The sequence below is a fragment of the Coleofasciculus sp. E2-BRE-01 genome (assembly GCF_040221695.1).
GTDB lineage: Bacteria > Cyanobacteriota > Cyanobacteriia > Cyanobacteriales > Coleofasciculaceae > Coleofasciculus.
On record NZ_JAVKEA010000196.1, the window covers coordinates 16,057 to 28,836 of the forward strand.

General features: G+C 45.0%; 12 protein-coding genes and 1 pseudogene. 5 read left to right on the top strand and 8 right to left on the bottom strand.

The features are described 5' to 3' along the window. Positions 1–228 precede the first annotated feature (228 nt). Positions 229–519: pseudogene (locus tag RIG66_RS24915) on the top strand (alpha/beta hydrolase); the annotation flags it as partial. A gap of 208 nt (positions 520–727) precedes the next feature. Here the strand turns inward: RIG66_RS24915 and RIG66_RS24920 are convergent. The 3 genes from RIG66_RS24920 to rpaB all read right to left on the bottom strand — a co-directional run bounded on the left by RIG66_RS24920 (position 728) and on the right by rpaB (position 2,772). Continuing rightward, positions 728–1,249, bottom strand: a complete 522-nt coding sequence (locus tag RIG66_RS24920; protein WP_446381408.1) for a DUF456 domain-containing protein — start codon at positions 1,247–1,249, stop codon at positions 728–730. A 26-nt stretch (positions 1,250–1,275) separates the two neighbouring features. Beyond that, positions 1,276–1,938: a cofactor assembly of complex C subunit B gene (locus tag RIG66_RS24925; RefSeq protein ID WP_446381387.1), complete on the bottom strand. Its 663-nt coding sequence runs from the start codon at positions 1,936–1,938 to the stop codon at positions 1,276–1,278. Between the two features lie 105 nt (positions 1,939–2,043). Then, positions 2,044–2,772: a response regulator transcription factor RpaB gene (gene rpaB, locus RIG66_RS24930; protein ID WP_446381410.1), complete on the bottom strand. Its 729-nt coding sequence runs from the start codon at positions 2,770–2,772 to the stop codon at positions 2,044–2,046. 174 nt (positions 2,773–2,946) lie between these two features. Here rpaB and radA point away from each other — a divergent pair, with 174 nt between their 5' ends. Both radA and RIG66_RS24940 read left to right on the top strand, forming a co-directional pair. Beyond that, the gene (gene radA, locus RIG66_RS24935; protein ID WP_446381389.1) at positions 2,947–4,530 is read left to right on the top strand and encodes a DNA repair protein RadA; all 1,584 of its coding nucleotides are present in this window, start codon (positions 2,947–2,949) and stop codon (positions 4,528–4,530) included. A gap of 43 nt (positions 4,531–4,573) precedes the next feature. Then, positions 4,574–5,506: a polysaccharide pyruvyl transferase family protein gene (locus tag RIG66_RS24940; RefSeq protein ID WP_446381391.1), complete on the top strand. Its 933-nt coding sequence runs from the start codon at positions 4,574–4,576 to the stop codon at positions 5,504–5,506. A gap of 198 nt (positions 5,507–5,704) precedes the next feature. Here the strand turns inward: RIG66_RS24940 and RIG66_RS24945 are convergent, their stop codons facing one another. From RIG66_RS24945 to RIG66_RS24965, 5 genes are all read right to left on the bottom strand, one after another. Continuing rightward, positions 5,705–6,580, bottom strand: coding sequence for a glycosyltransferase family 1 protein (locus RIG66_RS24945; RefSeq protein WP_446381393.1), 876 nt, complete (start codon positions 6,578–6,580; stop codon positions 5,705–5,707). A gap of 371 nt (positions 6,581–6,951) precedes the next feature. Further along, a complete protein-coding gene (locus RIG66_RS24950) occupies positions 6,952–7,998 on the bottom strand; it encodes a glycosyltransferase family 2 protein (protein ID WP_446381395.1) in 1,047 nt (348 codons plus the stop codon). 2 nt (positions 7,999–8,000) lie between these two features. Beyond that, entirely contained in the window at positions 8,001–8,975 is a 975-nt protein-coding gene (gene hpsE / locus RIG66_RS24955; protein ID WP_446381397.1) for a hormogonium polysaccharide biosynthesis glycosyltransferase HpsE, read from the bottom strand. Next, positions 8,972–9,097 carry a hypothetical protein gene (locus RIG66_RS24960; RefSeq protein ID WP_446381399.1) on the bottom strand — a complete coding sequence of 42 codons (126 nt, stop codon included), beginning with the start codon at positions 9,095–9,097 and terminating at the stop codon, positions 8,972–8,974. The genes hpsE and RIG66_RS24960 overlap by 4 nt, the downstream gene beginning before the upstream one ends. Positions 9,098–9,163: 66 nt before the next feature. Further along, on the bottom strand, positions 9,164–9,910 hold the full coding sequence (locus RIG66_RS24965) for a creatininase family protein (protein ID WP_446381401.1): 747 nt from the start codon (positions 9,908–9,910) through the stop codon (positions 9,164–9,166). 313 nt (positions 9,911–10,223) lie between these two features. On the opposite strand from RIG66_RS24965, the gene RIG66_RS24970 reads away from it, so the two are divergent. Continuing rightward, a complete protein-coding gene (locus tag RIG66_RS24970; RefSeq protein ID WP_446381403.1) occupies positions 10,224–10,976 on the top strand; it encodes a response regulator transcription factor in 753 nt (250 codons plus the stop codon). A gap of 116 nt (positions 10,977–11,092) precedes the next feature. Then, positions 11,093–12,385, top strand: coding sequence for an ATP-binding protein (locus tag RIG66_RS24975; protein WP_446381404.1), 1,293 nt, complete (start codon positions 11,093–11,095; stop codon positions 12,383–12,385). Positions 12,386–12,780 lie beyond the last annotated feature (395 nt).

A 12,780-nucleotide genomic window follows, 5' to 3' on the forward strand; every position in this document is an offset into this window, starting at 1 on the left:
TAGGAGCAAAAAAAATACTGCCTCTGCCACTGGATGATCAGCCAATATGTTTCAAGGGGTACAGAGGACAAAAATCACAACTGAAGGCTGTCCCTAACTGGCAGGAACGATTAAGGAAATACGTGGCTCAAATCATAGCTGAATGCGAATAAATTCGCCGTGTCGAACTTCATCCCCCGACTGAAGTACGGGGGCTTCCGTTCTCCCGTTCTCCCGTTCTTTATCTGTGATTTTGCCGATGCTTTTGCCAGAATTGAGTGTCATTATTTTATCAACAAAGGCTTTTTTGACTCAGAGGATCAGTTGCTGCGAAATATTGATCGGATTCGTCATATTCCTGGGGTGATTGTTCAGGGACGATATGATGTAGTTTGTCCGATGATATCGGCGTGGGAGTTGCATCAGGTTTGGTCAGAAGCTGAGTTTGTTGTGGTTGCAGATTCGGGACATTCGATAACAGAACCGGGGATTCGTAGTGCGTTAATTGAGGCGACGGATAAGTTTGCCAGTTTTGAATAAGTAGTCGGACAAAAGAAAACGGTACTGTATTAAGTTTTGCAAATCACCCTCAAACCCTTACTGTTGCCTATTAAGTTGTTCAACGAAAAATAAGGCTTTTCAGCTTTTAGACGTTAACTTGACCGAACAAGTTTTGTACGGTTTTCCTCCCTTGTCAACCTTGTCCTCCTTGTCTTGACCCCACCCTAAAGTAAAAAAACTACACCTGTCAGGGGGGGGAGGTGGTAACCACAAAAACAATCACCGTCGCCAGCGCCAATGCGCCCTGAATGACATTCCCCACCAGTGAACCTACTACAATCCCTACACTCGCTTTCAACGCCGCCTTGAACCGTAGCTCTAATTCCAACTGACGGCGAGATAAAAACTCACCGATAAACGCTCCCAACAGTGGACCAATTAAAATCCCTAACAAAGGACCTCCCACTGGTAAAGCGGGAAGTAGCCCTAAAATCCCCAAGACTAAGCCAATAATCGCACCAATTTGCCCCCACTTGCTCGCCCCTGCCCGTTTTGCTCCCCAGTAGGTGGCTAAAAAATCAATGCCGACACTGAGGAGTAATACCCCAACAGCAACGCCCAACGCCAAACTTATCGTACTTAACCCTTGGACAAATCCCCAGACTAAAATTGCTACAACAATTACGCTAGAACCGGGAAGACCAGGGACTACAGCACCCACCACACCCACGAGCATCAGGGCAATTAATATCCAGTAGAGCAAAGTGATAGACATCTAAACTTAACGATATTAAGCTAACCGTTGACGTTCGACTGTACTGACTGACTCAACGTATTTCCTAGTTTATCAGCTAGCCCCTCAATCCAGCGCTCATCTTGTTTGGTGTAACTGCGGGGAGCATTCGCGCCTAAAATTAAAGCACCCTGATTGCCCAGAGGTTGACAGATGAGTCCTTGGGTATTTTCTGGTAAGTAGTCAAATTCGATTCGTCCGGGATACAGTTTCATGTCAACCAGATAAATAGGTTTTTGTTGCTCCAGAACCCGCTTCAAGATAGCACCGGGTTTTACCTCTGGGTTTTTTCCCAATACTCCCCGCCTTAGTAGCACTTTTCCCTGATAAAACACAACCAGCGATCGCGTCACGGTATTGGTTAATAATAAATGTGACGCCCACGCCAGTTCCGTTTTTGCCGCCTCCGGTAACTCTGGTGTCAGTTCAAACCCTTCTGAGCCAACCAAATCTACCGCATCTGGCGATCGCGGCTGCACTTGCTGCCACAGCAAACCTGTCAAAATCAATATGGCACTCAGAATAACCCCCAGTGCGTCTGAACGCGCCTGAGATTCCGTAAGTTGGGGAGTGAGCAAGCGATTGATTAACAATAGCGTTCCGCCTAATCCCCCCACAATAAACGGTAATTGTCGCAACACAGAATTTTGATCAGGTTTAGCCATTATTTGCACAGCGTTTATTGTTTCAATGGACGCAAGCCTGTTTTAATTGTTGTAGCGGTTGCTACAACACTCAACCTTCACCGCTCAGAACCCAACACTCAAAATTTATGTCTCCCCATCTTCGAGTATCCGTTGAAATAAATATCCAGTCCCCCGTGCGGTGAGAATCAACTCTGGATTGCTGGGATCATCTTCCAGCTTGGCTCGCAGTCGGGAAATATGCACATCGACAACGCGGGTATCGACGTGGCGTTCTGGGGTATACCCCCACACCTCCTGTAAAATTTCTGACCGAGAGAAGGGTTCTCCAGAGCGACTGACTAACAATTCCAGGAGACTGAATTCCATCCCTGTGAGCCGAATCCGCTCGTCTCCCTTATACACCTGTCGTTTGTTTGTATCAATTTTGATACTGGCGACATGGATCACCCCAGAACTGGGAATCCCGGAAGCACCCACCTTGTCCACCCGCCGCAATACCGAACGAATCCGGGCTTCTAACTCTTTGGGAGAGAAGGGCTTGACCACATAATCATCCGCGCCCAACTCTAACCCGGTAATTCTGTCGGCAACATCACCCAATGCCGTTAGCATGATGATGGGGATATCCGATTCCTTTCGCAACTCTTGACAGACGCCGTAGCCATCCAGCTTGGGCATCATCACATCTAAAACCACTAAATCGGGTTCACTCGTGCGGAAGGTTTCTAAGGCTTCTTCCCCGTCGGCGGCGGTGACGACATCGTAGCCAATCATCGACAGGCGAGTTTCCAAGATCCGGCGGATACTCGCTTCATCATCGACAACCAGAATTTTTTCCTTATGAGTTTCCAATTGATTCAAGACTCCTAATTTACAGTCAACGAAATGTTAATTTATCAGTAGCTTATCTCTAAGATATAACGTTATACGAAGCTTTTTTAAGCCATAATGCTTTTATTTGACATTTCCTTACGACTTTTTAAGATTGGTTTAATTATTGAAAATTCCTAGCACCTTGAGATCAGGATGCCTAAAACTAAATCCATCTATGTTTGTAATCAATGTGGGGCGGAACACTCCCAGTGGTTCGGCAGATGCTCCTCCTGCGGCACGTATAACTCCTTAGAGGAGAATATGCTGTCAACAACGACCACCTTAAGGAGTGGGGGTTGGCAATCCAATACCCGTGCCTCTACTCCCTCTCCTACTTCCGGACGCGCTCAACCGAGGTCTTCACTCAAGTTCTCAGAAATTTCCAATAATGTCCAGATCCGATTTGCTTCGGGGTATAGTGAACTGGATCGAGTGCTGGGGGGAGGGATCGTCCCTGGCTCCTTGGTATTGATTGGTGGTGATCCGGGGATTGGCAAATCCACGTTGCTGCTACAGGTGGCAAATCAACTGGCACAGGAGCATCGTATCCTTTACGTCTGTGCCGAAGAGTCGGGACAACAGGTGAAACTGCGAGCCTCTCGCCTGGGTGTTGGTACTGCTCCGATTCAGGAAGAGACAGATAATAATAGTGAGCAGACGAATAATGGTGCGCCCAAAAAGCTAGGGAAGTCGGCAAAGTCGAAAACGGCGAATGGGGGTAAAGCCTCGGAGGAGCAAGAGCCAAATCTGTATGTGTTGGCAGAGACTGACTTAGAGGAGGTGTTACGGGAGTTGGAGTCCCTAAAACCCCAAGTCGCCGTCATTGATAGTATCCAGACGCTGTATTTTGCGGCGTTAACCTCGGCACCCGGTTCGGTGGCGCAAGTGCGGGAATGTACCTCAGCCTTGATGCAGGTGGCAAAGCGGGCAAATATTACGTTATTCATTGTCGGACATGTGACTAAGGAAGGTGCGATCGCAGGACCAAGGGTGCTGGAACATTTGGTGGATACGGTATTGTATTTTGAGGGCGATCGCTTTGCCTCCCATCGTCTGCTGCGATCGGTAAAAAATCGGTTTGGCGCAACTCACGAAATCGGTATTTTTGAAATGGTGGATAAGGGGTTGCAGGAGGTGCTGAATCCGTCGGAGCTATTTTTGGGCAATCGGGATGAAATGAGTCCCGGTACGGCGACGGTGGTGGCTTGTGAGGGGACTCGTCCGATTTTAGTTGAGTTGCAGGCGTTGGTGTCCCCCGCCAGTTATGGGGCGCCGCGTCGCTCAACCACTGGTGTGGATTACAGTCGATTACAGCAAATTTTGGCGGTATTGGAAAAACGGGTAGGGATTCCCCTGTCTAAATTAGATGCTTATGTGGCTACGGCTGGCGGGTTGGGCGTCGAAGAACCGGCGGCTGATTTGGGAATTGCCATTGCAGTCGTGGCGTCATTTCGCGATCGCATGGTTGATCCCCGCACCGTGATGGTTGGCGAAGTGGGATTAGGGGGACAAGTGCGGCTGGTGTCACAGATGGAACTGCGGTTAAAGGAAGCCGCCAAGTTAGGATTTAAACGTGCGATCGTTCCCAAGGGTCAAGTGTTACCGGATCTGGATATTGAGGTGATCCCGGTTTCCAGGGTGCTGGATGCAATTATTGCTGCTTTACCGGGAGGATTGCGTCAGAATTCAGCAAATGAGGCAAATGATGCCAATGAGGAAGAGGAAGACGACTTTTAGAGTTTTGGGTGTACAGAATGTGGGATAGCAATAAAAATGAAAAATGAAGCTCTACTACTACAAATCCGATGAATACGCCAATTTTGGCGATGAACTCAACCCTTGGCTCTGGAACCAATTAATACCCAACATTCTGGATGAAGACGAACGAACCCTTTTTGTAGGAATTGGGACGTTACTCAACAGAAAATTACCCAAGGCAGAGAAAACCATCGTATTTGGAACGGGTGTGGGATATGGATATGGAACTGTACCCAAAATTAATGATTCTTGGACGATATACTGCGTCAGAGGACCCCTGTCTGCCCAAGCGCTAGGTGTTGCCAAACAAGTCGCCGTTACCGATGCGGCTTTACTCGTCAGGCGATTATTTCAGGCGAATCATTCTAAAACCCAGCGCTTTGCTTTTATGCCTCATTTCAAGCACGCTATCCCAGCAAGTTCAGCCTGGAGTGCTATCTGCGAACAACTGGGATTCGCCTATATTGATCCGCGTTGGTCAATTGAAAAAATTTTATCAGCAATTAGCCAAACTGAGGTATTACTCGCTGAAGCCATGCATGGTGCTATCATTGCGGATGCCCTACGAGTGCCTTGGATTCCAATCAAAACCAGTGCCAATATTAATTCCTTTAAATGGCAGGATTGGTGTCTGTCTCTAGGTATTGAACACCAACCTCAGTATGTTATGCCTCTCTGGGATTTCTATCCTGTGTTTCCTGAAGCTCCTTCGACTCGCTTGCGTATTCGCCCAGAAATCAATTATTGGATAGATTGGTTAAAACAGGAGCAATTAAACGTGTTTAATCAAATTGGCGGTGATCCAAATCAGCGAGTAGCCCGACAACTTATGGATATTGCCAAAACAGTCAAACCTATTTTAAGCGATGAGTTCATCGTTAAGCGTCTTACCCATGAACTAGAGACAAGACTACAGCAATTTAAGGATGATGTTAGAGCGGGGATTTTTACCTAATTATAAATGGCTTAAAACCCTTGTATAGTATTGCTTCCCGATTAATTCAGCAAGCCCTATTTACAGAGGGTATTCTTCAAGGAAATCGGGTAGCATCCTTCAAATGTAGGGCATTATCTTGCTCAGGAAAAATGTACCCCCAGCTCCCCCAGCTTCCCCAGCTTCCCCTCACCACAAAAGTTATTCAGCAAGCCCTACTTAGTTCTGAGTTTGGGGGAAGAGGAGTTTAGCGATCGCTTCTGCGGAACGTTGTTCTCGCCAAATCCAGTGGTTATCCTGTCCCTTCTGGCGAATGTGAGTGATGGCTTGATCAATTAGGGAACCAATTTCGTCAAAAGTTGAGAATGTTGCACCAATGGGGACAGGGAAATTCACTTGATGCTTAACAACTGGATAGTCAGAGGCAATAATATAACAGCCACATGATCCGGCATCACTAATTACACCACTGGTGCGGTAGTAATAACGATCTTTGTCATAGTGAATGACCAAAATATCAATCTGTTTTAAGACACTGATATAGTTTTCTTCTTTGGTAGTATCGTAGAGAGCTACACCCAGTTGATCTAAATAACCAGGTTTTTGACCAAAGGGTGTACCTATAATTAGTTCACATTGATCAGAATTTGAGGTGATATATTCCTGTAATCTGGCAATTAGTTTTGAGATAGGTTTATCCTGTCGAATCATTCCCACCACTCCTATCTTAATTTTGGCATCTATAGGCAAGCGTTCACTGGGTTTCAGGTTGGGCGTAACTTCGCTAAGGATTGGATGAGGGATAATTATCTTGGATGACGCGGGTAAGCGAAATTTATCCGGGATAACATGATCATCGATTTCAAATAAAACGACTTTTAAATTGTTGAAAAGTTGCAGATACCTTTTTAGGTAGACCAATCCGAATAATTTGATTTTGCTAGTCATGGCAAATTGTTGATTACCATGTAAGCTAATCAGTACCTGTTTTCCTGTTAAAGCTAGTAAAGGCAGAACTCCTAATAAATGTTGGTTATAGATTTCAAATATAAAAATTGTATCGATATCTTTCAGCCGAAAGGCTCTAATGCCCATTGAGATGTGGCGGTACTCGCGGCGAAGTTGAAGTCCTATGGAGTAATTTGGAATTGATTGGCTTATTTTTTTGAACCAAGGGGGTAAAGGGGTTTCTATAGATAAAAACCCTATTTTTTTAGTCTTGATGTATTGCTCAACGAGCAGAATGTCTTTCAGACCCGGATGCATTAATTGCATTTGTTTTTATGTAATAACGAAACAGTTTTACTTGGATCTGGGTGGATACAGATGACTCTTCGGTATTTGTGATGAAACCCTAATTTTTAGGGAAGAGGGAACACCTCGACTTACCTCGACTCCGCTCGGTAACACGCTCGGTGTGTCACAGGGAACAGGAAAACCCTTATCCAGCAACCCTTTGACTCAATTCAATAACTTTTCCTGCTTACCATAACTCCTGGAGAGGCTATTTTTTGGGACAAAACTTTAAGGAATGCACGTCCCAGTATTTTAGTGTCATAAAATAATTCTAACAATAAGCTTACATATCCTAACCGTTTCTCCATAAGCACTCCCCGATTTATAATTCCCATATCTAGCAACTGCTGACTATTTTCCAGCTGCACAGAAATTTCTGAGTCGTACAGGTTTAGTGGCTTGTTTCCTGCAATAAGTTGAGCATATTTTTGGTATTCGACTGCTCCTTGCCAGTGCTGATTTCTCTGGATTTCTGATTTAACATAATCGATAAAAAATGAAAAATATTTAAAGTGTAGCAAACACGCCGTTGTAGAAGAAACTTTTATGTTTTTGGTGATATGTTCTGAATAAAATATCATTGTATCATTATATTTAAGCAAAGGGAACTTGGTTAAACAGTAGGGCTTCTTGCCTCGTTTATCGTCGCTGCCAAAGATACGTTGGCGCAATCCTCCCCAATAATAATCCCTGATTGTTCCTTCCTGGTGATGATAATACTGTCTATCAAAATAGGGACAGACCTCTAAAAAGTCATCTCCAGGATTATAGTAGGCTTCCTGAACAGGCTGCTGTGAATACATATCTAACATAATCCCTTGAACAGCATTTTTACCTTGCCATTCTATTTGACGACAAAAATCGCTTAGGCTACGGGTTTCACAATCGGGATAATAGAGAATTTCATCGGCATCAACGATTAAGCACCAGTGATTTTGACCGTAATTTTTAAGTAACCATTCTAACCAAATTCTTTTATTTTCCTTAAAAGATTCTTCAGTATACCAAACGTAGACATCCTCCTGTTGCAACAGATAGTCTAAGGTATTATCTTCCGAGTCATTATCCACTATAAAAAACTTTGATATTCCTTTTTCTCGATAGTAGTTTAAGAAAAAAGGTAATCGTTTTATTTCATTTCTAACAATTACAAAGCAGAGACTATTATCCGGATTTAATTTTATCTCTTTATGATCTGTTCTCTTGAGAGCATTCATGATCAATTTCTCTTATGGCTAAGTTGAGTATTCTTATAAAAAAAGCTCAAAAGAATAGTTAGTAGTAACTCCATTTCTCCAGCAGCAACTACATCAGTTTTCAAGTTAGTTCTATACTTAATTAAATGTCTGATTATTTTTCTCAAGTCATTCACCATATAAATGGGTATAACCACGGGCTTTTGCCAATTTTTGTAGGCGATCATCCGCGTCTGATACCGACTTAAACCGACTCCCCGGAAGAAACGGATTATGTAATCTCTCTCAAAACGAGATTTAGGGATTTTATGATAAATATGCATATCCTTATTGAACCAAAGTTCCCAATCATCATAAAAAAGATAAGATAACATTTCTACATCTTCACACTTCGTTGATAGAGAATTTCCAGATACCCCATTAATACTCTGATGTTCGGGAACACTTTTTAGCCAAGCTTCCTGGCGAATGACGATTCCAGCTCCAGGCGGAAACAGTTTCTTCCGCGTATTTTTATACTTTTCGTTATAACAATACGTCTTTTTTCCTTCCAGGAGCGCAAAATAACGGGCGATTCTCTCAAATCCGGGCGGAGGTTCTACTTCAAATTTGCCATGGATTTGTCCTCCATACGCCCCAGCTTGCGGATGAGATTGCCCAAAATGATAAGCTTGTGCTACCCAATTTGAGTCGGGTAAATTATCGTCATCCAGAAAACCGATTAAAGTACCCTTGGCTTCTCGGATGGCACATCGTCTAGCAAATGCTAGTCCTTGTTCAGGTTCCAAATAATAATGAATGGGATAAGGTTCAGACCAGTTCGCTTGGTACTCCTGAACGACCTTAGCCGTATCATCAGTGCTATTATTATCAACGACAATAATCTCCCAGGAAATAGGCTCTGTGCCTTGCTGCGATCGCAACCTATCCAGAACCTCTGCTAAACGATTCGCGCCGTTATAGGTACAAATCGCGACAGTAAAGTCGATCTCGCTCATGCCGTAATCTTCCTCTGGGGAATCACTCTCCCACTCATTGAATCGTGAGCTGGAGTCGAGCGATCGCGCTCTCCCCAATCCCAATCTGCTCGCTTGTAGCAAATACACCGAGGAAACACCATATCCTATTGTTGGTTTGACCAACAGGCATGGTTTAATTACGAGTTTAACCTGTCTCTAGCAGACTGTCACTCGGTATGCAAAAATTCCAGATAGGCTTGACTCATTTCCTTCACCGCCATCTCATACAATTGTTGACCATGCTCCGGTTTGGCTAAGGCGGGATTAGACCCCATGCGTCCATCAGGATAGCGACGGCGGAAGTCTGTCGCTCCGTAAATTGGATGTCCAGAGGCAACATTCGCTGCTAATGGGGCGTTTTTGATTGCTTCCGGATAAAGGTATTGCGTTAACGCCACTTCGCTGGGTGTGGCGTGAGATCCTTCCTGGTCACCATACCATTGTTTGGCTAACTGATACACCGATTTACAGGTAAACCAGTTAGCAAGGCGACATCTGACTTGATCGCTGTTGGGAATGTTGAGATCCCAAAGATAAGCGTAACTCTCAGAAAACGCTGCCTTCAGCGTCGCCACGTTACCACCGTGACCATTAATAAAGAAAAATTTGGTAAATCCAGCCCGAGTTAAGCTGACTAAATAATCTTGGATGACATGAATTAAGGTACTAGGTTTCAGGCTCATCGTACCAGGAAACCCTGTATGATGCAGCGCCATCCCCACGCTAATTGTGGGACTAACGATCGCATTCGTCGCTTCACCCACCCCTCGCGCGATCGCTTCAGCACAAATCGCATCAGTACCAATTAATCCCGTTGGTCCATGTTGTTCAGTTGAACCAATCGGCAGAATAATTCCCGGCGATCGCTTCAAATACTCCTCAACCTCGATCCAGGTCATCAAATGTAGCAGCATTATCCCTTCTAAAAAAGTGAAAGCAGGGGGACTAGGGTTACCAGCCTCCTGCTTTGTTTCTGTAAGACCCCTCATTCTGTCATACTTGCGTATGACATGTATTACACTATCCTTAGTGTAGGTCACCATGGGGAAATCGGCAATAAAGTTACCCAAATTGTTTTAAGTCTTCAAAATATTCACAGGGTATAGTCACACCAGCCGAATCTTGTGTCACTCTAGACGTAGAGTTCCATTTCTATATCGTTGCAACACCATGATTTTGGTGTATATCTTGGCTTAGACGTTCAGATACCCAATTTCCTTACCATTTATGCTTTCTGTCGATCTACCGCAAAGCCCTTCTACTCCAGAACTGGCACAATCCAACCGCATTCTGGTTGTAGAAGACGAGACTCTCATCCGAGAAATGCTGATGTTGTCCTTACAAGAGGAAGGTTATGACGTGGTGACGGCTGCTGATGGTCGTACCGCTTTAACCCTTCTGTCCGAGGGCGATGCCAATGACGAGGAGTGCCAGTTTAGCCTGTTGATTCTAGACTTGATGCTGCCTCAGGTGAACGGACTCGATCTGTGTCGCTTGATCCGGTATAAAGGGAATTCCATTCCCATCTTGATTCTCAGCGCCAAAGCGAGTGAAACGGATCGGGTTTTGGGGTTGGAAGTCGGTGCTGATGACTACCTGACCAAACCCTTTAGTATGCGGGAATTAATCGCCCGGTGTCGCGCCCTCCTACGTCGTCACCGCTATAATTCCATACCGCAAACGCCGATGTTGCAGTTACGGGACATTACTCTCTACCCCGAAGAATGCCGCGTCACGGTGCGTGGCGAGGAGGTGAATCTCTCACCCAAGGAATTCCGACTGTTGGAATTATTTATGGGGTATCCCCGTCGAGTATGGTCTCGTGAACAGTTAATTGATCAGGTTTGGGGAGCCGATTTTCTGGGAGATACCAAAACAGTCGATGTTCACATTCGCTGGCTGCGGGAAAAATTAGAAAAAGACCCCAGTCAACCGGAATACTTAATTACCGTTCGTGGCTTCGGCTATCGGTTTGGCTAATTTATTTGGATGCGACACCGGCGATCGCATCTTACCCAAATCAGTACCGCTATCGTCCTGTCAAAAGGCTACAATAACTAAACCATCGCTCGGCAATAGTCTCATTGATCACACCTATGACCCTGTTGACATTTCTCTTGGGTCTAGCTCTAGGAATTGGGGTTGGCTTATGGTTACAACACCGCACCAAACAGCAGCTCAAGCAAACCTTGGAGTTGCTACCAGCCAATTCGACCAGTAACTCGTTTCCCTTAGAGTCTCGTCTACGGGGAGCCATTGCCCAAGCGAATCAGCAGCGCCTTGTCTTAGAAGACCAACTCAACGCCATTCAATCCCTATTTCAAGTTGCGCCCGTCGGGTATTTACAAGTAGACGAAGACAATCACTTAATTTGGTGTAATCAGCAGGCGCGTCAGTTATTGCAAATTGACCGCTGGGAACCTGGACAGATTCGCTTACTGCTAGAGGTGGTGCGATCCTACGAACTGGATCAGTTAATCGAGAAAACGCGAAAACAGCAACAATCGACGAGCCAGGAATGGGTATTTCATCCCGCTTGTATGGATGGTGCAGCCATGAGCGAAGTGCGATCGCTCACGTTGCGGGCGTATGGTTGGCCCCTTGCCAATGGGCAAGTTGGCGTGTTTCTGGAGAATCGACAACCTTTAATTGAACTCTCGGAATCTCGCAATCAGTGGGTGTCGGATTTAGCCCACGAATTGAGAACCCCACTCACGTCGATTCGCTTAGTTGCAGAAGCGTTGCAAGGACGAGTTAACCCGCCAGAAAGCCGTTGGGTTGAGCAACTCCTGCAAGAAATTAATCGGTTAATTGACCTAATTCAAAATTGGCTAGAACTCAGCCATCTTGAACAAGATCCGAACAAAAGTCTTACGTATAAATCCCTCGACCTAAACTCTTTAATTCAATCAGCTTGGCAACGATTGAAACCTTTGGCAGAGCAAAAAGATTTGCATATTGCCTATCGTGGACCCGATACTTTACCGATTAAAGCTGATGAGTCGAGACTCATCCAAGTTTTTTTGAATTTATTAGATAACAGTATTAAGCATAGTCCCCCGGAAGGATTGATTCGAGTTGAGGTAACTACTTCAACACAGGCTGATTCAACGGAAAAAGCGCTGATGCAAATCGATATTATTGACGAAGGTGCGGGGTTTTCAGGTAATGATTTACCTCGTGTATTTGAGCGACTCTATCGAGGAGATGCTTCGCGATATCGGCAACCGACGTCTGAGAATGTAACAACCTTGGGGCGCAGTAGCGGGAGTGGTTTAGGTTTGGCAATTGTTCAGCAAATTGTTCAGGCTCACGGTGGTACAGTGAATGCTAAAAATCATCCGGAAACAGGGGGGGCTTGGTTACAGATTCAATTGCCTTGTAATTAGTCATTCGTCATTTGTCATTCGTCATTTGTCAATGGTCTAAAATTTAGATTTTTAGCGTATCCTGACTCTCTTTCCTGCTTTTTTACTCTTAGTCTTTGACTCCATTATTTTACCTTAAACTGAAGTTCCCCCCATCCTGATTGACGATAGAAGCCTAAATCCAGGCTATGTAAGCGTTTGAGCCAATTCGCCCCCTCAAATCGTACCCATGTATATTTAAGATTTTCTTAATAGTCTTGAGAGAAAATCCGTGAGACAATTGTAGTCATGTACATCGAACGTGTTCCGAACAGAAATTCCCCACCCGCCGTATTACTTCGCGAGTCCTACCGCGAAGGAAAGAAAGTGCGTAAACGGACTCTAGCGAACCTGTCCAAATTGCCGGATGAAGCCGT

What these genes read in the sequence shown, in the direction of transcription:
- RIG66_RS24925 (WP_446381387.1), bottom strand. Translation starts at nt 1,938, where the DNA reads ATGGCTAAACCTGATCAAAATTCTGTGTTGCGACAATTACCGTTTATT.
- radA (WP_446381389.1), top strand. Translation starts at nt 2,947, where the DNA reads ATGCCTAAAACTAAATCCATCTATGTTTGTAATCAATGTGGGGCGGAA.
- RIG66_RS24940 (WP_446381391.1), top strand. Translation starts at nt 4,574, where the DNA reads ATGAAGCTCTACTACTACAAATCCGATGAATACGCCAATTTTGGCGAT.
- RIG66_RS24945 (WP_446381393.1), bottom strand. Translation starts at nt 6,580, where the DNA reads ATGGGCATTAGAGCCTTTCGGCTGAAAGATATCGATACAATTTTTATA.
- RIG66_RS24950 (WP_446381395.1), bottom strand. Translation starts at nt 7,998, where the DNA reads ATGAATGCTCTCAAGAGAACAGATCATAAAGAGATAAAATTAAATCCG.
- hpsE (WP_446381397.1), bottom strand. Translation starts at nt 8,975, where the DNA reads ATGAGCGAGATCGACTTTACTGTCGCGATTTGTACCTATAACGGCGCG.
- RIG66_RS24960 (WP_446381399.1), bottom strand. Translation starts at nt 9,097, where the DNA reads ATGGTGTTTCCTCGGTGTATTTGCTACAAGCGAGCAGATTGGGATTGG.
- RIG66_RS24965 (WP_446381401.1), bottom strand. Translation starts at nt 9,910, where the DNA reads ATGCTGCTACATTTGATGACCTGGATCGAGGTTGAGGAGTATTTGAAG.
- RIG66_RS24970 (WP_446381403.1), top strand. Translation starts at nt 10,224, where the DNA reads ATGCTTTCTGTCGATCTACCGCAAAGCCCTTCTACTCCAGAACTGGCA.
- RIG66_RS24975 (WP_446381404.1), top strand. Translation starts at nt 11,093, where the DNA reads ATGACCCTGTTGACATTTCTCTTGGGTCTAGCTCTAGGAATTGGGGTT.